20 protein-coding genes are annotated in these 21,616 nt (G+C 39.4%); 16 read left to right on the forward strand and 4 right to left on the reverse strand.

The window, feature by feature from the left end:
- Positions 1-43: 43 nt before the first annotated feature.
- The 4 genes from AAG807_RS10040 to AAG807_RS10055 all read left to right on the forward strand — a co-directional run bounded on the left by AAG807_RS10040 (position 44) and on the right by AAG807_RS10055 (position 3,223).
- The gene (locus AAG807_RS10040; protein ID WP_341903140.1) at positions 44-568 is read left to right on the forward strand and encodes an OmpH family outer membrane protein; all 525 of its coding nucleotides are present in this window, start codon (positions 44-46) and stop codon (positions 566-568) included.
- 110 nt (positions 569-678) lie between these two features.
- Positions 679-1,557: a 4,5-DOPA dioxygenase extradiol gene (gene ygiD, locus AAG807_RS10045; RefSeq protein ID WP_341903142.1), complete on the forward strand. Its 879-nt coding sequence runs from the start codon at positions 679-681 to the stop codon at positions 1,555-1,557.
- Positions 1,558-1,584: 27 nt separating this feature from the next.
- Entirely contained in the window at positions 1,585-2,412 is an 828-nt protein-coding gene (murI, locus tag AAG807_RS10050) for a glutamate racemase (RefSeq protein ID WP_341903144.1), read from the forward strand.
- Positions 2,413-2,422: 10 nt separating this feature from the next.
- Positions 2,423-3,223, forward strand: coding sequence for a sulfite exporter TauE/SafE family protein (locus AAG807_RS10055; protein WP_341903147.1), 801 nt, complete (start codon positions 2,423-2,425; stop codon positions 3,221-3,223).
- On the opposite strand, the gene AAG807_RS10060 is transcribed toward AAG807_RS10055, so the two are convergent.
- The gene (locus AAG807_RS10060) at positions 3,220-5,619 is read right to left on the reverse strand and encodes a DUF5686 family protein (protein ID WP_341903150.1); all 2,400 of its coding nucleotides are present in this window, start codon (positions 5,617-5,619) and stop codon (positions 3,220-3,222) included. The genes AAG807_RS10055 and AAG807_RS10060 overlap by 4 nt on opposite strands.
- A gap of 104 nt (positions 5,620-5,723) precedes the next feature.
- Here AAG807_RS10060 and AAG807_RS10065 point away from each other — a divergent pair, with 104 nt between their 5' ends.
- The 3 genes from AAG807_RS10065 (at position 5,724) to AAG807_RS10075 (ending at position 10,104) form a co-directional block, all read left to right on the forward strand.
- Entirely contained in the window at positions 5,724-6,746 is a 1,023-nt protein-coding gene (locus AAG807_RS10065) for a radical SAM/SPASM domain-containing protein (protein ID WP_341903153.1), read from the forward strand.
- 110 nt (positions 6,747-6,856) lie between these two features.
- The gene (kbl, locus tag AAG807_RS10070; protein WP_341903155.1) at positions 6,857-8,047 is read left to right on the forward strand and encodes a glycine C-acetyltransferase; all 1,191 of its coding nucleotides are present in this window, start codon (positions 6,857-6,859) and stop codon (positions 8,045-8,047) included.
- Positions 8,048-8,211: 164 nt separating this feature from the next.
- Positions 8,212-10,104 carry a cellulose synthase family protein gene (locus tag AAG807_RS10075; RefSeq protein ID WP_341903158.1) on the forward strand — a complete coding sequence of 631 codons (1,893 nt, stop codon included), beginning with the start codon at positions 8,212-8,214 and terminating at the stop codon, positions 10,102-10,104.
- Positions 10,105-10,170: 66 nt separating this feature from the next.
- Here AAG807_RS10075 and AAG807_RS10080 read toward each other — a convergent pair whose 3' ends face one another.
- Complete coding sequence (locus AAG807_RS10080) at positions 10,171-10,677, reverse strand: hypothetical protein (protein ID WP_341903161.1); 507 nt, start codon at positions 10,675-10,677, stop codon at positions 10,171-10,173.
- Between the two features lie 324 nt (positions 10,678-11,001).
- Here AAG807_RS10080 and AAG807_RS10085 point away from each other — a divergent pair, with 324 nt between their 5' ends.
- The 3 genes from AAG807_RS10085 to AAG807_RS10095 all read left to right on the forward strand — a co-directional run bounded on the left by AAG807_RS10085 (position 11,002) and on the right by AAG807_RS10095 (position 16,166).
- Complete coding sequence (locus AAG807_RS10085) at positions 11,002-11,841, forward strand: gliding motility-associated C-terminal domain-containing protein (protein ID WP_341903165.1); 840 nt, start codon at positions 11,002-11,004, stop codon at positions 11,839-11,841.
- A 353-nt stretch (positions 11,842-12,194) separates the two neighbouring features.
- Positions 12,195-13,193, forward strand: coding sequence for a gliding motility-associated C-terminal domain-containing protein (locus AAG807_RS10090; RefSeq protein ID WP_341903168.1), 999 nt, complete (start codon positions 12,195-12,197; stop codon positions 13,191-13,193).
- Between the two features lie 12 nt (positions 13,194-13,205).
- Complete coding sequence (locus AAG807_RS10095) at positions 13,206-16,166, forward strand: tail fiber domain-containing protein (RefSeq protein WP_341903170.1); 2,961 nt, start codon at positions 13,206-13,208, stop codon at positions 16,164-16,166.
- 54 nt (positions 16,167-16,220) lie between these two features.
- Here AAG807_RS10095 and AAG807_RS10100 read toward each other — a convergent pair whose 3' ends face one another.
- On the reverse strand, positions 16,221-16,787 hold the full coding sequence (locus AAG807_RS10100) for a 5-formyltetrahydrofolate cyclo-ligase (RefSeq protein WP_341903174.1): 567 nt from the start codon (positions 16,785-16,787) through the stop codon (positions 16,221-16,223).
- Positions 16,788-17,050: 263 nt separating this feature from the next.
- On the opposite strand from AAG807_RS10100, the gene AAG807_RS10105 reads away from it, so the two are divergent.
- From AAG807_RS10105 to AAG807_RS10130, 6 genes are all read left to right on the forward strand, one after another.
- Entirely contained in the window at positions 17,051-17,410 is a 360-nt protein-coding gene (locus AAG807_RS10105; RefSeq protein WP_341903177.1) for a hypothetical protein, read from the forward strand.
- A 34-nt stretch (positions 17,411-17,444) separates the two neighbouring features.
- The gene (locus tag AAG807_RS10110) at positions 17,445-18,971 is read left to right on the forward strand and encodes a SulP family inorganic anion transporter (protein WP_341903180.1); all 1,527 of its coding nucleotides are present in this window, start codon (positions 17,445-17,447) and stop codon (positions 18,969-18,971) included.
- Positions 18,955-19,581: a carbonic anhydrase gene (locus AAG807_RS10115; protein ID WP_341903182.1), complete on the forward strand. Its 627-nt coding sequence runs from the start codon at positions 18,955-18,957 to the stop codon at positions 19,579-19,581. Before AAG807_RS10110 ends, AAG807_RS10115 begins: the two co-directional genes overlap by 17 nt.
- A gap of 3 nt (positions 19,582-19,584) precedes the next feature.
- Entirely contained in the window at positions 19,585-20,262 is a 678-nt protein-coding gene (locus tag AAG807_RS10120; protein ID WP_341903186.1) for a DNA alkylation repair protein, read from the forward strand.
- 153 nt (positions 20,263-20,415) lie between these two features.
- On the forward strand, positions 20,416-20,979 hold the full coding sequence (locus AAG807_RS10125; protein ID WP_341903189.1) for a sigma-70 family RNA polymerase sigma factor: 564 nt from the start codon (positions 20,416-20,418) through the stop codon (positions 20,977-20,979).
- Entirely contained in the window at positions 20,976-21,182 is a 207-nt protein-coding gene (locus AAG807_RS10130) for a hypothetical protein (RefSeq protein ID WP_341903191.1), read from the forward strand. Before AAG807_RS10125 ends, AAG807_RS10130 begins: the two co-directional genes overlap by 4 nt.
- Here the strand turns inward: AAG807_RS10130 and AAG807_RS10135 are convergent.
- Positions 21,179-21,616: T9SS type A sorting domain-containing protein (locus AAG807_RS10135; RefSeq protein WP_341903194.1), on the reverse strand; the 438-nt coding region annotated here is incomplete at its 5' end. The two genes, AAG807_RS10130 and AAG807_RS10135, sit on opposite strands and share 4 nt — an antisense overlap.

Genomic DNA, 21,616 nt, shown 5'->3' on the forward strand with positions numbered 1-21,616 from the left:
AAAAGTAGCGCGATAAACAACAAAAACGAAACAAAAACCAAAAATGAAAAAAATCCTATTTGCCCTAGCACTAACGGTATGTGCAATCGCAACTACACAAGCTCAAACAAAGATTGGGCATGTGAGATCTCAAGTATTGTTGGATACAATGCCATCCAGAAAAGCTGCTATCAAAGAAATCAAAGATATCGAAGCAGCAGGTTTGAAAGAGTTGAAAGATGCGGATAGCGCTGTTCAAGTTGCTTATATCAAGTATCAAAAAGATGCACCGGGAATGTCTGAAACAGTAAGACAATATGAAGAAAACCGTATTCGTCGTATGCAACAGAACCTGGAAGAACGTCAACAACAAATTGATGCTCAATTGCAATCCATGACACAAGAAATGAATATTGTCATTCTTGATCGTGTTAAGAAAGCAGTAAACCTGGTTGCAACAGCGAAGAAATTCAACTACATCATTGATGAAAGCACAACGCTTTATTCAGCTGGCGGAGTAGACGTAACAAACGATGTAATCGTGGAGTTACTAAAACTAGAAGCAGAGGCTAAGAAGACTGGTAAGTAATCTTATACCATATTTATAAAAAAGGTCGGGGTGAAAGATTTTTCACCCCGACCTTTTTATTTAACAGACTTTAATTACCATGGTAATTAATAAGATCGTATCTTTACACCATGAAACGCCAATCATTTGTAAAAGGTATGTTAGGATTTGCAGCACTCGGTGGATTGACTTCCATTAGTTCACTTGGAAAATTATTAAAGGAAGAGGATTATTCCTATCCTGTGATATTCATCGGTCATGGCTCTCCTATGAATGGAATCGAGGACAATCATTTCTCCAGACAGTGGAGAAGTGAAGTGGAACATTTTCCCAATCCGAAAGTGGTTCTGGTGATCTCCGCACATTGGTTAACGAATGGAACATACGTTACAGCTATGGAAAAACCTCAGACCATTCATGATTTCGGAGGTTTCCCGGATGAATTGTTTGCAGTCCAATATCCAGCGCCAGGAAGTCCGGAATGGGCACAACAAACCAGGGAACTGGTGAAAAGTACGACTGTTGAATTGGATCACGAATGGGGATTGGATCACGGTACCTGGACAGTTGTCCGACATATGTATCCGGATGCTGAAATTCCTGTTATCCAACTTTCGATCGATTACAACAAACCTGCGGCATACCATTATGCCTTAGCACAGGAATTAAAATCACTCCGCAAAAAAGGTGTCCTGATTATCGGAAGTGGAAACATGGTGCACAACCTGAGAATGGTAGCCTGGGATCAATTGAACACACCCAATTACGGTTACGATTGGGCGATTGAAGCCAATGAGACATTCAACAAACACCTTCTCGACCGGAACCATCAGGCATTGATCGATTACAACAAGCTGGGGCAGTTTGCCCAATTAGCCATCCCGACTCCTGATCACTACTTTCCACTCATCTATAGTTTGGGACTATCCAATGAGAAAGATGAGATTACAATATTCAACAATGAATTGGTCGGCGGATCACTGAACATGACGTCCGTTCGATTTGGGTAAAACAGAACGAATGTGTACATTTGGCCCATGTCAGTGAATGGTCCTATTGGTGTTTTTGATTCCGGATACGGTGGTTTAACCGTTCTGAAGGAAATTAGAGAAAAACTACCTGAGTACGACTTCCTTTATCTTGGAGACAATGCCCGCGCACCTTACGGATCAAGGAGTTTTGATGTCATTTATGAGTATACCTGGCAAGCCGTTCAGGCACTATTTGACAGAGGTTGTTCCCTTGTCATCTTAGCATGTAATACCGCATCAGCAAAAGCATTGCGGAATATCCAGCAAATCAAGCTTCCGGAATTACATCCCGGCAAACGCGTTTTAGGAGTCATCAGACCGAGTACGGAAGAGTTGGACAAACACACCCACACAAAACATGTGGGTGTACTGGCAACGGAAGGAACAATTCGTTCGAACAGTTACCAGATTGAACTGGCTAAATTTGCACCGGATTTGGTTGTCAACCAACATGCCTGCCCGATGTGGGTTCCATTAGTGGAGAACAATCAATTCGATACTCCAGGTGGAATTTACTTCATCCAAAACGATTTGATTCAGCTTCTGGAAAAAGATCCTAAAATCGATACGATTCTATTGGCATGTACCCACTACCCCATTCTACAGGAACAACTGCGACGTCTACTACCCGACCACATCGAACTATTGGCACAGGGAAAAATTGTAGCGGAAAGTCTGGCGGATTATTTATTCCGTCATCCGGAATTGGCTGATAAATGCACCAAAAATGGCTCCGTAAGATACCTGACCACAGAAAGTGCCAAAGATTTTAGCGAAAAGGCTTCCCTGTTGATGAATACCGAGATTCAGGCTGAACACTTAACATTACACTAAATCGGATTCCTTGACTTTAGAAATAATCGGATATTTTTTAGCTCTTTTCGTAGGGCTAGTACTTGGAACCCTTGGAGGAGGCGGTTCCATTCTTGCTGTTCCCATTCTGGTGGTTTTTTTCCAGATGCAGCCCCAAAATGCAACGGTCTATTCCCTATTTATTGTCGGCGTCACTTCCCTGTTCGGAGCTATTCAGCATTTCAAATCCAAATTGATCCATCCAAAAAACGCCTTGTTGTTTGGAATTCCGGCTGTAATCAGTATTTCCCTGACCCGTTTACTCATTGTTCCGATCATACCGGAAATTATTCAATTAGGAGAGCATATTGTCTTTAAGAAAGACACCTTTATCATGTCCTTGTTCGCAATACTGATGATCCTTGCGTCTATTCCCATGATCAAAGGTCAAAAGGAACTTCCTTCGACCAAGAAGAACAGACCGACTATTCTGGTTATTTTCGGACTTCTGATCGGATTGATCAGTGGTTTGGTAGGTGCAGGCGGTGGATTCATGATCATTCCATCCCTTTCGATTTTCATGAAAGTACCGATCAAAAATGCCATTGCAACATCCATTGTCATTATCGCAATCAATTCCCTAAGCGGATTTACGGCAGAATTGTTCACACCCAATCTAAAACTGAATTGGGTAATTCTTTTGGGCTTCACCTTGATTGCAACAGCCGGACTTATCGTAGGATTAAAGCTCAATCACAAGATCCAATCCACCAATCTTAAAAAAGGTTTTGGGATATTTGTCCTTCTGATCGGAATCTCGATTCTAGCAATGGAGTTTATCTCCGGTCATTAAAACAAGGAGATATTCACACTGAACTTGGCAGTGATGTTGTTTTCAACTTTCGGTGAAATGACTCCTCCTGCGTAATGATAAAATCCTCCAATTCCAAATCCGACTCTACTGAAGATCAACAAACTGTTTGCAAGTATTCCGGTTTCAGCATATCCTTTATCCAATGAATTGAACGCAATGGAATGACGCCCCATATCCTCCTTACTTCCGTAACCCACCGCATGATGAATTGCAAACTGTGGTTTCGTCCATTTCTTACCTGTTTTAATAGCTTTAAAATCGAAGCGCGTAAACAAAGCTGCCATCTTGGAAGAATAATAAGTCGAGGCGATCATTGTCTCAAAGGAATTTGCCGCAGACAATTTCCACATTCCACCGGTACCTTCCCCCACCTGTTGCAATAATAAGGGAGAATCACCTTCAACTGCCGTTCCCATTAAAACATAAGTCAGTTTACCAACTGCACGAAGTGGAACGATCTGCTGAACACCTGCAGTGATCCGTGTATAATCGATCTTAGCTGCTGTAACTCCCGGTAAACTCTTCGTAACCTTCAACGTAAGAATAGGCCATTTCGAACCCAAAGAAACGCGTTTCGTTCCTAAGGACATCACTTTGTCCCGGATTGCCCAAGTCAACTCCAGCGATGTTTCAGCAATATCATAGTGATCAATAGAACCCATTTCCGGGTTGGACCACTGGTATTGATACCCTTCCGTGAAATTGATTCGTTGATAAGAACCTGAAAGACGGAATTTCATCCGGGGGAAAACATATCCGGAAAAGGCAATCTCCCCAATTCGTTGTTTGTCCATCTGACGGATGTAAATATTCCTGTAGAATGAATTCAACTGAGTAACAACCGGTTCAGAACTCAAGCCGGTTCCACCGCGTTCAACGATATCCTGCTGGTATCTCGCTTCGAAATCAAGGAAGTATTTCGGAAACAAGGTCACTTTTCCGTAACCACCGTATTTCCACATTTTATCCTTGAAACCATAGGCGAAATAACCTCCAACACGAAAACGATCGGATAATTTGTCACTAGTTTCCAATCCAACTCCAAGTCGGAAACCTTCATAGTCCCTAAAATTGACCAATCTCAGAATATCTGCTTGTAAATATCCCAATGGAATTTTTCCTTGTAACAAGGACTGAAGTGTTTTCAATTTTCCTTCCAGGTTTTCCTTTTCCGAAAGACTATCTATATAATCATACGTTCTTAAATCCTTCTTATCCAGATCGTATTTCCGTTTTTCCTCCCAGTGCGCGCTGTCCTTACTGTTGGCATCCCGGGCAGTTTCCACAAAGACCGCATTGAATTTCTCATCCTTGAGATCGGCATCTAAAACCACTTTATCAATATAGGTATTTCCTTTCCCGACCAAGTAGGCATCCTTTATCTTGGAAGTGAATGACAAACCCGGGACTTTCACTTCTGTAGACAACTTGTAAGGAAACCATTTTTTGCCTTCCAAATAGGTGTACTCCTGAATAATTCGCGGATTCATTCCTCCCTTATCCTCTGCCGGTTCCGCATCTACTTTTTCTACTGCATAACCTCGGGTATTGATATACAAGGTTCCTTTCATTCCTTCGAAATTCTTATCTCTTCTAGGTTGAAAGCGAATAGTGTATGTGGTGTCTCCGGGAGCAGTAATCGTCGTATCTTCCAAAATGAACAGGTATCGACGAATAGACCCTAAGGCTAACGGATTCAGGTAGGAACGACCAAGGATATCGAATTGGTTATCGTAAAAATTGAAGGATTGCAATTCATTTGCAAAGGTCGAAAACATCGGATCAGAAAAACCAGAAACGCGGTATGCACTAATGACTTCTTTTTCTTTGAACGGTGGTTTGAAAAACTTTGTAGAGGTACTTTCCAACAAGAAAATATGTTGCTGGTCAAAGAATTTTCTCAAATCAACCAAATTGGTATCCGCAGTGGTGTCCGAAATTTGTGCCAAAGCATCCTGGTTGATCGTAAACACGAACTTGCTATAACTATCGTATTTAAAAGCAACATCCGATTTCGGGTGATTCTTCTTTCTATTCTCGATAGCCAATTCCATGATCCGTTCTGCAGGATTAACACCAGGAAGGATCACAACCTCATCAATTTCACTGGCTTGTTCCGTCATAAACACAATCATGTCGCCGGTAATTTCAATAGTCGTATCGCGGAAACTCGTCATTTTCAAAGTGACTTGCGTATTTCCAGGAGGGTTTTCAAATCGCCCATCCAAATCTGCCAAAAAAGGTTTCCCAACTTTAGGATAAACCTTCACAAATGGGATAGGAGCATGTGACACATCTTCCTGTATCTGAATTTGTTGAGCAAAGAAGAATTGGGATATAAAAAGGGTAAATAAGCTGAGTAAAATATATTTCATGTGATTCATTGTCTTATTTGTAAGACAAACTAAGTCAAAAAAAGTTACAGTTACTCAAAAAAAACAAGAAGTTTCGATGGACTTCCGTAAATTCGTAGAGCAAGATGGGCACATTTAAGGATCAGCGAAATATTATCAAACATCTTAACATTCAACGCGTTTGGAATATTGTCATGCTTCGCTTTTCCTACGGTTTGGCTCGTCTATTCAAAGTTCAGAAAAACTGGGGAAATCCCTTCGCTTTAAGCATCGAACCAACAACAGCTTGCAATCTGGGTTGTCCGGCTTGTCCAAGTGGTTTAAAGGCTTTCAGCAGACCAACGGGGAAAATTGATCTGGTCAACCATCAGAATTGGCTTTCGCAAGTTGCCGATTCGGTGTTCTATATCAATTATTACTTTCAGGGAGAACCTTTTCTACACCCTCAGTTTTTGGACCTTATCAAAGAAGCGAAACAAAAAAAGATCTATACTGCAACGTCTACGAACGCACATTTCATCGACGAGAAAAAAGCCCAAGAGATTGTAGCTTCAGGGTTAGACCGTTTGATTATTTCGATTGACGGATTGACTCAAGAAACATATGAATCGTATCGCGTTCATGGGAAATTGGAAAAAGTGATTGCAGGTTCCAAAGCGTTGGTTCAAGCAAAAAAAGAAGCTCAAAGCACTACTCCTCATTTGATCTTTCAATTTTTAGTTGTAAAGGCAAATGAGCATCAGATTTCAGAAGTCCAGGAACTGGCAACAGAGATTGGAATCGATGAAGTACGTTTCAAAACTGCCCAGGTTTACGATTACGAGCATGGCAATGAACTGATTCCGGATAACGAAGCATATTCGCGTTATGTCAAACAAAAAGACGGAACTTACCGCTTCAAATACAAAGGCGGAAACAGTTGTTGGAGAATGTGGTCGTCGAGTGTATTGACTTGGGATGGACAAGTGGTCCCCTGTTGCTTTGACAAGGATGCTCATCATACTTTAGGAAGTCTTCAAGACCAATCCTTTAAGACCATCTGGAAAAGTCCGGCTTATCGTTCATTCAGAAATGCGGTTTTACAAGATCGAAACTCTATTGAAATTTGCACCAATTGTTCGGAAGGAGCAAAAGTGTGGGTGGAATAATTATGAATTCAAAATGAAAAATTCAAAAATTGAATCCCCTTTTGCATTTTGCATTTTGACTTTTGCATTTCCAATTAATTCTATCTTTGCTAACAAAATAAACTAAGGTCATGTACGGAAAAATGAAAGAATACCTTTCCGAGGAATTGAATACAATCAAGGAAGGTGGAATATTTAAGAGAGAACGCATCATTACATCTCCACAGGGAGCAAAAGTACATGTCAGTTCAGGTGACGAGGTAGTCATCATGTGTGCAAACAATTATCTTGGACTTTCCTCTCATCCTTCTGTTATTCAAGCTGCGAAAGATGCTCTGGATACGCATGGTTTTGGAATGTCATCCGTTCGTTTCATTTGTGGAACTCAAGATATTCACAAGGAACTGGAAGCAAAAATTGCCAAGTTTTACGGTACGGAAGACACGATTTTATATGCTGCTGCATTCGATGCGAATGGTGGTGTTTTTGAACCTTTGTTTGGGGAAGAAGACGCAATTATCTCGGATGAATTGAATCATGCTTCTATTATTGATGGAATTCGTTTGTGTAAGGCACAACGTTACCGTTACAAACATTCCGACATGGCTGATTTGGAAGAGCAGTTGAAAAAAGCACAAGCACAACGTCACCGCATCATTGTTACAGATGGTGTATTCTCTATGGATGGTGATATTGCCAAAATGAATGAGATTTGCGATTTGGCTGATAAATACGACGCATTGGTCATGACTGACGAATGTCACAGTGCCGGTTTTATTGGTAAAACTGGTCGTGGAGTTCCGGAATACCACAACTGTCAAGACCGTGTGGATATTATCACAGGAACTTTAGGGAAAGCTTTAGGTGGTGCAATGGGTGGCTACACTACAGGGAAAAAAGAAGTGATCGAAATGTTACGTCAACGTTCAAGACCTTATTTGTTCTCCAATTCATTGGCTCCTTCCATTGTTGGTGCTTCCAACGTGGTTTTCGATATCCTAAGTTCAACAACTGAATTGCGTGATAAATTGGAGTCAAACACGAAATACTTCAAGGAAAGAATCCTTGCTGCCGGATTTGACATCAAACCGGGAGATTCACCGATTGTTCCAATCATGTTGTACGATGCGGCATTGTCTCAGCAATTTGCAGACAAATTATTACAAGAAGGTGTTTACGCAATCGGATTCTTTTATCCGGTAGTGGCAAAAGGTGCTGCCCGTATCCGTACTCAGATTTCTGCTGCACACAGCATTGCTGATTTAGATAAAGCAATTGCAGCTTTTATTAAGGTTGGAAAAGAGCTGAATGTCATTAAATAAACCTTGAAATAAAGAAAATGTGTTCGTAGGTGCGCGATTAATCGCGCACCTACGAACACCACAAAAAAAACCATTGGTTCAATGGAATAAAAACTATCTTTGTGCGCTAAAAATCTAATGCATCAAGTTTGTATTAGTAATCGAACATTTAACAAAGAAAATCTATGACAAGGTCTTTACTTGTTTTATTTTGCGCGGTATTCACGCTATCTGCCTTTGGGCAAATCAAACGCGATGTATCTGGTTATTACCAAGACTACAGAACAAAAGGTCCTTCAGAAGAAGTTCCGGTTCAATTGGTAAATAAGGAAACAGGAAAAACCTACCAGGCGATTACCGATGAAAATGGTAAATTCCTATTCAAAAATGTTGCATTGGTTCCGAATGCGGATACTACACTTTTTGAATTATCTGTTTCAAACAAAAAATACAAACAAGAAGTATTTACCATTAAGATTGATGACGATCATACAGGTGAATACAAAATGGACCAGAAAAACCCATTCAAAACTTCTACGAAAGTAACGTGGATGTTTAACTGGGGAGATTGGAATGGAAAAGAAAATTATTGGTCACACTTTGCTGCAAAAGCAGTATTGGTCATTTATGGATTTTGTTTGGTATTGGTATTCATTTACTCCTTGCTTCAACTTTCACTATCCATTGCATACGCAAAAAGCAAAAGAAACAAATCACAAGAAGTAAAACCAGTTTACAATCCGGATACAGCTCTTACGGTTACGGTTCAGTTACCCATGTACAATGAAATGTATGTTGCCGACCGGATCATCGAAGCTGCAGCAGCATTTGATTACCCGAGAGATAAATTTGATATCCAGGTTTTGGATGATTCAACGGACGAAACGAAGGATTTGATCGCGAAAAAAGTGGCGGAGGTTGCTGCTCGCGGAATTCGTATCGAGCACATTCACCGTACAGACAGAACAGGATATAAAGCCGGAGCCTTGGATTCTGCCATGAACAAGGTACAAGGTGAATTCATCGCAATCTTCGATGCCGATTTCGTTCCGGAAAGTGACTGGTTGCAACGTACCATGCCTTATTTCGAAACAGATGACAATATTGGTGTTGTTCAGACGCGTTGGGGACATTTGAATAAATCATACTCTTTATTAACCGAATTACAAGCATTTGGATTGAATGGTCACTTTGCCGCAGAGCAAGGAGGTCGTAATGCTGCAGGACATTTCATCAACTTCAACGGAACAGGTGGTATCTGGCGGAAAAAATGTATCGAAAGTGCAGGTGGTTGGGAACATGATACACTAACAGAAGATTTGGATTTGAGCTACCGTGCCCAGTTAAGAGGTTGGAGATTCAAATACCTGGAAGATGTAGTTGCTCCTGCTGAATTACCGATTACGATGTCTGCCCTGAAAGCACAACAACACCGCTGGATGAAAGGTGGAGCCGAGTGTTTCGTGAAAATGTGGAAAACCATCCTGACATTTAAAAATGTACGACTTTCCAATCGTGTTCACGGAATGGCGCATTTGTTCAACTCTTCTGTGTTCATGTTCATTTTAATCATGTCCTTATTGAGTTTGGTGGTCTTACAAATCAAAGACAGCTTCTCTGATTTGAACTATGTGATCCAATACGGTTCTGTGTTCATCCTGAGTACTGTTTTCCTGATGTATTATTACTGGTTGGCCTACAGAGATAAAACGGCAAACAAATTCACATCCTTCATTCGATTCATTGGTCGCTTCTTTTTATTCCTTACAGTATCCTTAGGTCTTTCCTTAGCGAATACGATTGCAGTACTGGAAGGATTTATGGGAATCAAGAGTTCGTTCGTGAGAACGCCTAAATTCAACGTAAATAAGAAAACGGAGTTCAAAGGAAACAAATACGATAAGAAAAGCATTTCCCTGATTACAATCGGAGAAGGAATCCTGATGTGCGTATTCGGATTCACTGTTGTAAACAGATCCATTTACGGAGATTTGGGAATGGTTCCTTTCCACTTGATGTTAACCATCGGATATGGAATCGTATTCTTCAACTCCTTGAAGGAATTGAGAAGAAATTAAATTCAATCAATCTAAAAGTAGGGACGCGATGCATCGCGTCCCTACTTTTTTTTACCCAATACCATTTTATTGAATGAACTTGTAATTCTCAATCCAGGTGGAATCGCTTACATCGTAAAGCAGCTTCCAAAAACTGGTATCTACAATGTAATCGAAATCCAATTGTTTGATGTTATATCGTTTTGCCAGGTATTCCTCCTGCTTCAAGCTCGGTCTCATCTTATTCAAACTCCAACCCGCCTCATTTTTCCCATGGAAAGGCCAATCGGAATAGCGAATCTTCCATAAGCTGTCCAGAGAAGGGCAATACCCGACTTCCACCCGGATCGTATCATTCACAAAAACACCACCAATGACATGATTTTCCTTGAAGTGGTCGATCTTATTCGGATTGAACGGACTTGGCCAATAACCGCTCAGGACTTTGATGAATTCATCCTTACTGGTATAAAACCGTTTCGCTCTCAGGATTCCATCATCCGAATACTTCATTGCAACAAAGCTGACTACTGTTGAATTGACACCTGCGGAAATCCGTGCACCAAAAACATACCGATAGGTCGGCGGTTTCACTTTCGAGAATGAAAGCGAAAAAAGAAGCAGAAAAAGTAGCACACCGTATTTCACAAATCCTTAAACGGTGGTTGTGTGGAATTTGTTTCTAATTCAGTAAAACAATTCCCTCAAAAATCAGTTACATGCAATTTATTTCACACAAATGAGTAATTCGATTCCAACCCTTGATTGATTTGTGCATCTACTCCAAACGAATAACTACTCTTTACTCAGCACAGTCAATTGATAAAACCTGGTTTTTATATTACTATTTTACTTTCTCTGTTTGTCTGTAAAGCTCAAGCATAACAAAACCTTGTTCCTAATGGGAGTTTTGAGGAATTGATTAACTGTCCACTTGGCGCTGATATTCAAAATGCAGTGGGATGGTTTTCTCCAAACCCTGCAACTCCTGATTTATTTAATAGTTGTGTTGATATTTCTCTTAATTACAGTGTACCAACTAATGGATTTGGTTATCAAGCTGCACAAGAAGGCAATGGTTATGCCGGAATAGTGACTTATTCATACAATTCTTCATCAATTATTTACCGTGAGTATGTAGAAAAAAAACTCGAAGAGCCGTTAAAAAACAACACATTATATCATATAAGTTTTTATATGAGTCAAGCAAATACTTCACCATTAGCAACCAATAATCTAAGTTTTGGTTTTGTTCAAGATACTGCAATGCAATATCTTCAAGATGTAATAACACCTACGGTGTATAAATCAAACACCACGATTTTTCTTGACACTTTAAATTGGAAAAAAATTGAAGGTTATCAAACTGGAACTGGGCTTGAAAATTATATAATCATTGGAAATTTTCATGACGATACCTCAACTGATACTTTGTCATCAGGAATGCCTCCCACAGACGTATATTATTATATAGACAACGTTCTCGTGGAAGAGGTGCTGGTTGGGGAGGAGAATATTTTCACACCTAATAATGATGGTATCAATGACATTGCATTTAAGGATGAAAAATTATTGGATTTAAAAGTAGATATTGTCAATCGGTGGGGTGTGCTTGTAAATTGTGTTAGTATGGTCAATGGGTGGGATGGGACAAATTTCCATGGAAAAAAACTTACAGAAGGTATTTATTTCTTCGTGATACGAATGGAGAATAAAAAAGAAATCATTAAAACAGGATTTATTCAATTAATAAGATAGCAACAACTCTGTAACTGATTGATTTTTTTGCATTTATTATCGATAGCACTATTCAAAAAACGCTTATAGTTATAACTTTACTCACTATGAATTCCAACTTCTTATTCTTTTTGCATCTACAAAGGATGAAACAAACAAAGAAGATTTGCCATTCAAAAAAATGACTATCTTCCATATGAACAAACACTATTTACTAATCAAAAACTGAAATTTATTACTACTCAGAATCCAACTATTCACTGGCGAAGACGTCTATTATCTATTAATAGATTTTGTTTGCAGGAGGTAAACACTTCGAAAACTCATTACCCGAATGAGGAACAATTACTTATTTTTATAATTAAACTTATCAATTGAGTAAACTTGTTTTTTATATCACTATTTTACTTTCTCTGTTTGCATCCAAAACACAAGCACAGCAAAACCTTGTCCCTAACGGGAGTTTTGAGGAGTACAATTGGTGTCCAAATACAGTCAATGGTTATTATATTGAGACCGCAAAGGATTGGTATCTTCCAACATTAGGTTCATCAGATTACTTTAATAGTTGTTCTTTAGAGGATGATGGATTTGGTAATAAATTATTTAGTGTTCCAAGCAATTACGAGGGATATCAAAATGCTAGAACAGGGAATGCCTATGGTGGATACTATGCCGCACTGACTCCAAGCAACATTAACTATTATGAGTATTTATCGATCAAATTGATAACTCCTTTAAAAGCAAATAAAAGTTACAAATTAACTTACTATGTAAGTGTTGCAGATTCATTTTATAGTCATCCACAACCTTTACAATTTGTCAATCATTCAGCAGCATGGTTTTCCGATTTTCAGTATCAATCTAATAATTCGGAAAAAATTCCATTTACTCCTCAAATTAAAAGTAATCCTAATGAATTTTTAAATGATTCAATTGGCTGGCAGAAAATTGATGGAATTTTTATTGCAAATGGAGGAGAAGAATATTTGACAATTGGTTATTTCTGTAATTATTCTGATTTAGAATATAACTATTTACCATCTTCGAATTCAGATTCGACCATTGCGGTTTATTATTTTATAGATGATGTATTATTAGTCGAGTACGATCTTTCAGAGCTTGTCCCAAACATTTTCTCGCCAAATAACGATGGAATCAACGATTTGTTTTTGTTCGACAATACTATTCTTAAAGCAGAAGAACTTCTCATTTTGAATCGTTGGGGAAATGTTGTTTTTGAATCAAGGGATATCTTTAAATGGGATGGAACAGATATGAAAAACCAACTAAAGTGTTCTGAAGGAGTTTATTACTTCAAAATCAAAACATCGAATCAAGATATAAACGGGTTTATTCAGTTGGTAAGGTAAATATTCCTTACTATGAAAAAGAAATTATTGGGATTGATTTCATTAATTACATGTTTTCAATTTACTTATAGTCAGTCTACTAATGGAACTGGCGCAAATAGTTATGTAACTACAAGATATTTAGGCTGGGATTTTTCAAACGGCGCTAACCCCCTATTTTTCAAAACCAACGCTATCACACGCATGTCCATAAACGGAGCAACAGGAGCGACAGCCGGTTTTGTGGGAATTAATACAACTAATCCACTATTTCGTTTACATGTAACTGGAACCGGAGTAGCAACTGGGCAAGGGTGGACGAAGGGAATCCTACTCTCGAATTCTGCAGCCTTGATGTGGGAAGGTTCTCCATATACCGGACGCAACTATTTTATGGCGCATTCTTCCGCTTCCCCCACCGGGGATTTCTATCAGGGTTATTCAGAGGGAATCGGAGCTTCAGCAACTGTGAATTATGCTTCAAAGGTTTATGTAACAAGTCCTTTTCCTGGTCCTTTGGCAAGTACACAGATCTTCAAATGGCTAGTGGTCCAACAAGATGGTTATGAAAGAAGAGTTGGAGTTAATACGATTAATCCATTTCGAGTAACTGAAATCAAGTCCAATCTGACCATAGATCCACAATTGAGAATAACGACAAATAACAATGCCTGGGTCGACTTCCAAACCCTTACAACTGGTAATTTGGATATCCAACCGCAAAATGGAAGAGTTGGTATCAACTTGACGACAAACCCTACAGCCAATCTGGATGTAAATGGGAATGCACGGATCCGAAATGTGCAAGCTGCTGTTCCGAATTCCATTCTTGTTGGAGTCAATGCAAACGGTGCATCTGACGTGAATGTTCGTAGATTGGATTTTACCGGAAATCCGAACCAAGTTCTTTTGGGTGATGGAACGTGGGGTACTGCTGCTGTACCTCCTCCTTTGGCAAATAATGGTGTTTCTCGAAATGTGACAGCAAATGGACCTTATCAATTAGGAGACCTCTATACGCTTCCAGGTACAAGTACTCCTTTAACGGCAAACCGTCAAGTGCGCTTGGGTGGTAATAACTTGATTTTTTCCGGAAACGGAAATGTAGGAATTGGTTTAAATGCCCCGAATCTTCCAACTGAGAGACTAGATGTAAGGGGAAATGCGCGTTTTAGAATTGTTCCTGCTCAAGGTGGTCAATCATTGATTCTCGGTTTACAAAATGGCACGAATGTCAATGATGTGGAATTATCCAGGCTGACTTTCCCAAATGACAATACTGTGGCTTTGTTAGGTGATGGAACATGGGGTACTGTTACCGGACCCGCTGGACCAGCAGGTCCGATGGGGGCAACTGGACCGGTAGGAGCAACAGGACCAGCGGGACCTCAGGGAGCAACAGGATCTCAAGGTCCGGCAGGATTTTCAACCGGAGCTCATAATGGAACCTCTATTTCTACTATTGATAATACGAAAGTTTCATTTGGACAAGATTTAGGAGATCCTATAAATCCAGCATTATTGCTTAATAACAGAGAGATTCCAATGAATGGAAATAATGTTTTATTTACAAGTAATAACAATTCAAATAGTAATAGAATTGGTGTTGGAACATCAGCTCCACAAAATAGACTTCATATTAAATCTAACAATCCAAACAATGACGGATTGTATTTAGAGAATTCAGTGGGAGGATCAGAAATCAATTTCCAAAATGGTTCAAATAGCATATCTAGAATTGTTAAATCAATTAATTCTCCATTGACTAGCCTTCCGAATACTCTTGGAATAGAAAATCAAGGTGGAGATATTGAGATTTTTGCTGGTGGAAATACAATTCTCGGAAGTTTAAACACTAATGGTTTCGTAGGAATGTATGTAAATTCTACAACCAGTCTACCATCTAATACAAAAGGTGCTTGCAGTGGGCTTTTTACCATTGAATCCGCTTTTAATGGATTTCCACAATTAAATATTATTAAACATCAAACAACTCAAACTGGAGCCTATGATCAACTTGCTATTTTAGGTGCTAATGCTAATGCAGATGGAATGATTCAATTATATTCAAGGAACACACAGAATTCGGCAAACATTTATTTTAATGCTCAAGAAGGAGGAGTATATCCATCATATGTTGCTAATGGAAGCTCTTTAGGGATTAATACAAAAACTCCACAAGCTATGTTAGATGTTAATGGAAGCATTCTTCAAAATGGAATGGCTGTTACATCAGATTCAACATTAAAGCATAGTATTCAAGATTTGAATCTGAATGCAGATAGTTTGTTGAACTTGCTTCGTCCAAGAACATTTGAATGGAATACCGTTCAAGATACATTTATGCTGGGAACGCAGTACGGATTTATTGCACAAGAATTTGAAACCGTTCTTCCGGATTTAGTTAAATCGGGAAGAGACAGTATCAAGCACATCAGTTCCAGTGGATTATTCCCCATCTTAGTTCTGGGTTATCAAAACCAAAAGACTCAAATCGATTCTTTGAAAACTCAGAATATTGATTTACAAACAAGTCAAGATAGCTTGGAACAGGTCGTTGCTAATCAGAATGCTCAAATCGAAGACCTCAACAACCGTCTTGCTCAACTGGAAAACTGTTTATCCGGAATCTTGCCTTATTTGTGTCAGTTGAGTCAAAGCGCAATTCAGGCAAATACGCCGCAAACGCAAGAAGCGATTCGCAGTGAACTTTCAGTTCGTTTGAGTAATCATGAAACTATTATTTTGGATCAAAACGTTCCGAATCCATTTGCCGAGCAAACAGTGATTAACTTCACGATTCCGGCTACAGTGCAAAAAGCACAAATCCATTTCTATGACGGACATGGAAAATTGATGCAATCTGTTGATGTGAGCGAAAGAGGATTGGGAAGATTGACCGTATTTGGTTCTGATCTGAGTTCAGGAGTTTACACCTATACTTTGGTTGCAGACGGACAAGTTGTTGCAACAAAGAAAATGATGAAAGAGTAAATTTAATAGCGAAAGGTCAGTCGGTTCATTTATCGGCTGTCCTTTTCACGGATTCTAATCAAACCGAATCACTTTATTTGGTGTCACCACTGCATTCAGGCGGATATCAGTTGGCAGTACATCTTCAATTTTGGGCTCCAGATCGTAGTAATGCAAACCTACGAACAGGCAATTTGGGGCGCACTTGCGTAAAAAACGGTCGTAAAATCCTAAGCCGTACCCTACCCTGTTTCCTTTCACATCTGCTGCTAATAAAGGAACAAAGACGATATCGAATCGGTCAGCCGCAATCACCTTTCCCTTTTTCGGTTCCGGAATCCCTTTTTGATTGATTTCCAACTGATCAGTTGATTCGAACAGGTAATGACGCATTTCCATGGTATCGAAATTTGTTTTCGGAATAGCCACCGTCGCACCAATTCCCATCGCTCTCTCCCACAAGATGTAAGTATTCACTTCACGCTGTCTTTCGATAGGAAGAAACAGGGAAATTGTTTTTTCCGAAAGCTGAAAATGTGTCAATGCTTGTTCAACAATGGTTTCTGAAAGACGCTCAATCTCACCTGGTGAAAGTTGAAGCCTCATCTCTTTATATTTTTGACGCAATTCTGCTTTTGTCATACTGTACTTTTGAACCAAACTCCTAAATACCAACTGAATGGTTCATTTCTTTTGGGAGAATTTTTTCTGTTTAATGTGTGAATGCTCATTCCGATTCCTTGAACTGATAAACTCAGATTCACTAATTCAAGGATTTCTCGGCTAAATTAGTTGAAAGACAGTAATTAAACAAAACTCACGCGAATTTATCTTCAAACGGTTTTTTTAACAAAAAAGCAGTACCTGTTGACCCAAACCTTTTAGTAAGTGACTATATTTACATCGTGTATAAAAGTTTGCGCCTCATTTCTATCATCTGTTTTTTGTCACTAGCAAGTAATTTGGTAGGCAATTTGGTTTGGACTTACCTGGAGCACAAAGAATCCATCAGTTTATCTTCTGAGGAAGAGGACGATGATTCGGAAGAGCGCGATACAGATACGGACGAAAACAACAGAAGTAATAAACGAGGAATCAACTTATTGGAAGAAGAGCTTCATTTAGCCGATCATACAATCCTATCACTTGATTTTGACATGAACTTGGTTGAACGAACTCATTTTTCTGTCATTACTGACAAAACTAAAGGTTCTGAAAAAGCGCCACTAGACAATCCCCCAGAAATTGGAACTGAATTCAGCTAAGATCAATTAGTAGTTTATTCATTTTCAATTTTTCATGAAAAATTTATTCCAGACTTGGAAGCAGGATTTTCCTGCCGGCTTGGTCGTATTTTTAGTTGCAGTTCCGCTTTGTCTGGGAATTGCATTGGCATCTGAGGCGCCTGTGTTTTCAGGATTGATCGCAGGTATTATAGGTGGAGTTGTTGTTGGAAGTATTTCCGGATCGGCTATCGGAGTTTCCGGACCCGCTGCGGGACTTGCCGCAATTGTAGCAGCTGCCATTGGCGATTTGGGGTCCTTTGAGATTTTTCTTGCTGCAGTAGTAATTGCCGGAGTGATTCAAATTATTCTTGGAATTATCCGAGCCGGTTTCATTTCCTACTATTTTCCAAATGTGGTGATTAAAGGAATGCTTGCCGCCATCGGACTCCTGATCATTTTCAAGCAGATTCCGCATGCAGTTGGATATGACACAGACTTTGAAGGGGACGAATCCTTCTTCCAGAAAGACGGACACAATACCTTTTCAGAACTCTTTTATAGTTTGAATTACATTACCATTCCAGCAATTATCATTTGTGTGGTGTCTATTGGAATTCTTATCCTTTGGGATAGCAAACGCATTCAGAAAACATTCCTGAAATACGTTCCGGGACCGCTAATTGTGGTAGTGCTTGGGATTATTGCGACCATTGCACTTCAGGGAACCTCCTGGAATTTAATTCCAAAGCATCGGGTAGATTTAGGAATCAGTGGTAAACCATTCAAAGAACTGTTCACTTTTCCGGACTTCAGTCAGTTGGGGAATTACAAATTGTACCTTACAGCCGCTACGATAGCAATTGTAGCAAGTTTGGAAACCCTTCTAAGTGTAGATGCTTCGGATAAACTGGATCAAAAGAAACGGATTACTTCAGGAAACAGGGAGTTACTGGCTCAGGGTGTTGGGAATATTGCTTCCGGAATGATTGGAGGACTTCCGATTACTCAGGTGGTGGTGCGCACATCTGCTAACGTGAATTCCGGAGGAACGAATAAACTTGCTGCAATTATTCATGGATTACTTATAGGGATTACCGTTTTCTCTATTCCGCATGTATTTAGTTTTATACCCTATGCATCGCTTGCGGCAATTTTGATCATGGTTGGATTCAAACTGGCAAAACCAAGCCTGTTCAAGAAAGTTTTTAAGGAGGGCTGGCTTCAGTTCATTCCTTTTATTGTGACCATTATCGGAATTCTTTTTACGGACTTGTTGGTAGGGATTTCAATTGGATTAGGGGTTTCATTTTTGGTGATTCTCTATTACAATTTTAAATTATCTCACTATCTTTCCGTAGACGGAAATGTGTACAAAATCCGATTGACAGAGCACATGACTTTCCTGAATAAAGCATCATTGATCGAGACCTTATTGAAGATTCCGAATAATGTGAAAGTGATCATTGATGAAAGTGAAGCCAAATTTTTGGCAAATGATATTATTGAGTCAATCGAAGACTTTAAAATACGTGCAAAAGACAAAAACATAGAAATAGAAATTATAACTCCAAACGAATTAGAATATGAAAGAGATCTTTGAAGGAAACAAAGCATGGGTTGAAGAAACATTGGCGAAAGATCCAGCATTCTTCGATAATTTATCACAAGGACAAACGCCTGAATACTTATGGATCGGGTGTTCCGATAGCCGTGTTCCAGCAAATGAGATTGTCAATCTTCCTCCGGGAAGTATTTTCGTTCAACGTAACATTGCCAATCAGGTAATCAATTCCGATATGAATTTACTAAGCGTAGTCTATTACGCAGTGAAATACTTAAAAGTAAAACACATCTTGATCGTAGGACATTACGGTTGTGGTGGTGTTGCTGCAGCAATGAGTAACAATAGTTTTGGTTTCCTGGACAATTGGCTAGTGAGTATCAAGAATGTTTACTTGAAATATCATACAGAGTTGGATGCTATTGTTGACATCGAAGAACGAACCGATCGATTGGTAGAATTAAACGCGATTCAACAATCCATCAATATGGCGAAAATTTCCTTTATCCAGGAAGAATGGAACCAAGGAAATCCTTTGGAAATTCACGCATTGGTTTACAGTCTGAAAGACGGTAAATTGAGAGATATGAATACTTCGATCAGTAAGGCAACAGACTTGAAACCCGTTTTCCAGTTTTATCAATTTTAATACATGATTGAGGAAGCGGTTGATCAACTAACAGAACTTTTTGAGCCTTTTCGAAATGCCAAGCGCGCGCAAACCGCGAGTGCATATATGCGGGATCAATTTCCATTTATCGGAATGCGAACCGAAATTCGAAGAAGTGCCCAAAAAAGTTGGATCGACTCACTCAAAACATTGGAAAACAGAGTACTTCGATGGTCAATTATTCGCGCTCTTTGGGAAAAAGAAGAGCGCGATTACCAATATGTTGCAATCGATTTATTAAATTCATGGCCAAAAAAATTCTTTTCAGAAGACGATGCGGTGGAATTGGAGTGGATTCTCAACCGTAAATCATGGTGGGATAGCATTGATTCAATTGCTTCCAATTACTTGGGAAAATGGGCATTGGTTTTTCCGGAAAAAGCAAGAGAGACATTTGAAAAGTGGCGGTACCATGAATCTTTCTGGCTACAACGTTCCTGTCTGATTTACCAGCTCAAATACAAAGATGAAGTGGATACTGCTTATTTAGAAAACCTCATTCAACAGATGAACAGCAATCCCGAATTTTTCATCCAAAAAGCCATCGGATGGTCTTTGAGGCAATTATCCAAATATAAGCCGGAAGAGGTCGTTCAGATTCTTGCCAATAATCCGATCAAGGGTTTAGCGTTGAGAGAAGCAAGTAAATACTTAGATTAGTTACAAACAAAAGGAGCTTCGACTCCGCTCAGCTACCTTTTGTGAAATAAACAGCAATCAATTTAGGTGCCTGAGCTGAGTCGAAGTCACCTAAAATTTGCATTTGTTTGTTACTTTTCCAAAATAGGACATTACCTATGAAAACCAAAGACTTTGTTTAAAAAGAAAACCCATACTGCATTTAACGAAGCCCAGCAAATTGAACTTGCTCAAAAAGACCACAGGCATTTCGGACCACTTTACGAGCGCTATTTCGAACAGATTTTCCGATTCATCTTTAAAAGACTCGGAGGAAATGAAGAGGTTGCCGGCGATCTGGTGCAGCAGTGTTTTATGAAAGCAATGGCTAATATCACGAAATATGAAGACCGGGGACTTCCATTCAGCGCTTGGCTTTATCGCATTGCACAAAATGAAGTCAACATGTTTTTTCGGTCCGAAAAAAAGAACTATTCTGTTGAGATAAGTGACCGACAGCTTTATTCAATTCTGGAGGAAAATGGTGAAGGAGCTGTTCAACAAGAAGATCTGGACCAACTGATTGAAATAATCAATAACTTAGATGAAACTCAAGCAGATTTAATCGAATTACGGTTTTTCCAAGAGCTCAGTTTCAAAGAAATTGCGGATATCTATCAAATTAGCGAAGCAAATGCTAAAATGCGGATTTATCGTTTATTGGAAAAAATCAATACAAATTGGAAACGCGAATCATGAGAAAATTTAAAAGAATAACGAACGAAAAATCAAAGGAACCTACCAAGGAACAATTGGTGCGTTACAAGGATTTTGCCTCGCTTTCTCATAAATATGAGCGTTTGGCAAAACGTCCGAAGAGACCTTTGTACAAAGATCCCAAATTGTTTCTGCTCCTGCTGATAATCGGATTGATGTTCTTATTGGTATTCCTTGAATCCTAGAATCCCTCAATATCCAATTCCCGCATTGCAACGAAAGATTTCAATACCCGCTCTCCAATTCCAGGTACTTCCACATGGATCAGGTAAACACCTGAAGCAACCGGAATTCCTGTCTTGTTAGCCAAAGTCCAATCAATGAATGTCTGAGCATTATCCTTCTTGAACTGATTCACCATTTTACCCGACATCGTGTAAATGGTAACCGTACAAACTTCCGGGAGATTGACAATCTTAATCCGTTTATCCACCTTGTTACGCTCGTACTCCGAGAATGCATAGTAAGGGTTCGGTACCACATTGATCAGATCCAATGCGCTTGCCAATACATCTCTGCTAGCTGTCGTTGTTTGTAACAAATCCATTGACCAGGAATACATTGGGCGACCGCCGTTCAAACCGGTTGCTGTATACTCCTCGTATTGCTTGTTCACTCG

This window comes from Fluviicola taffensis DSM 16823 (genome assembly GCF_943372375.1).
GTDB classification, from domain to species: domain Bacteria; phylum Bacteroidota; class Bacteroidia; order Flavobacteriales_D; family Crocinitomicaceae; genus Fluviicola; species Fluviicola taffensis_A.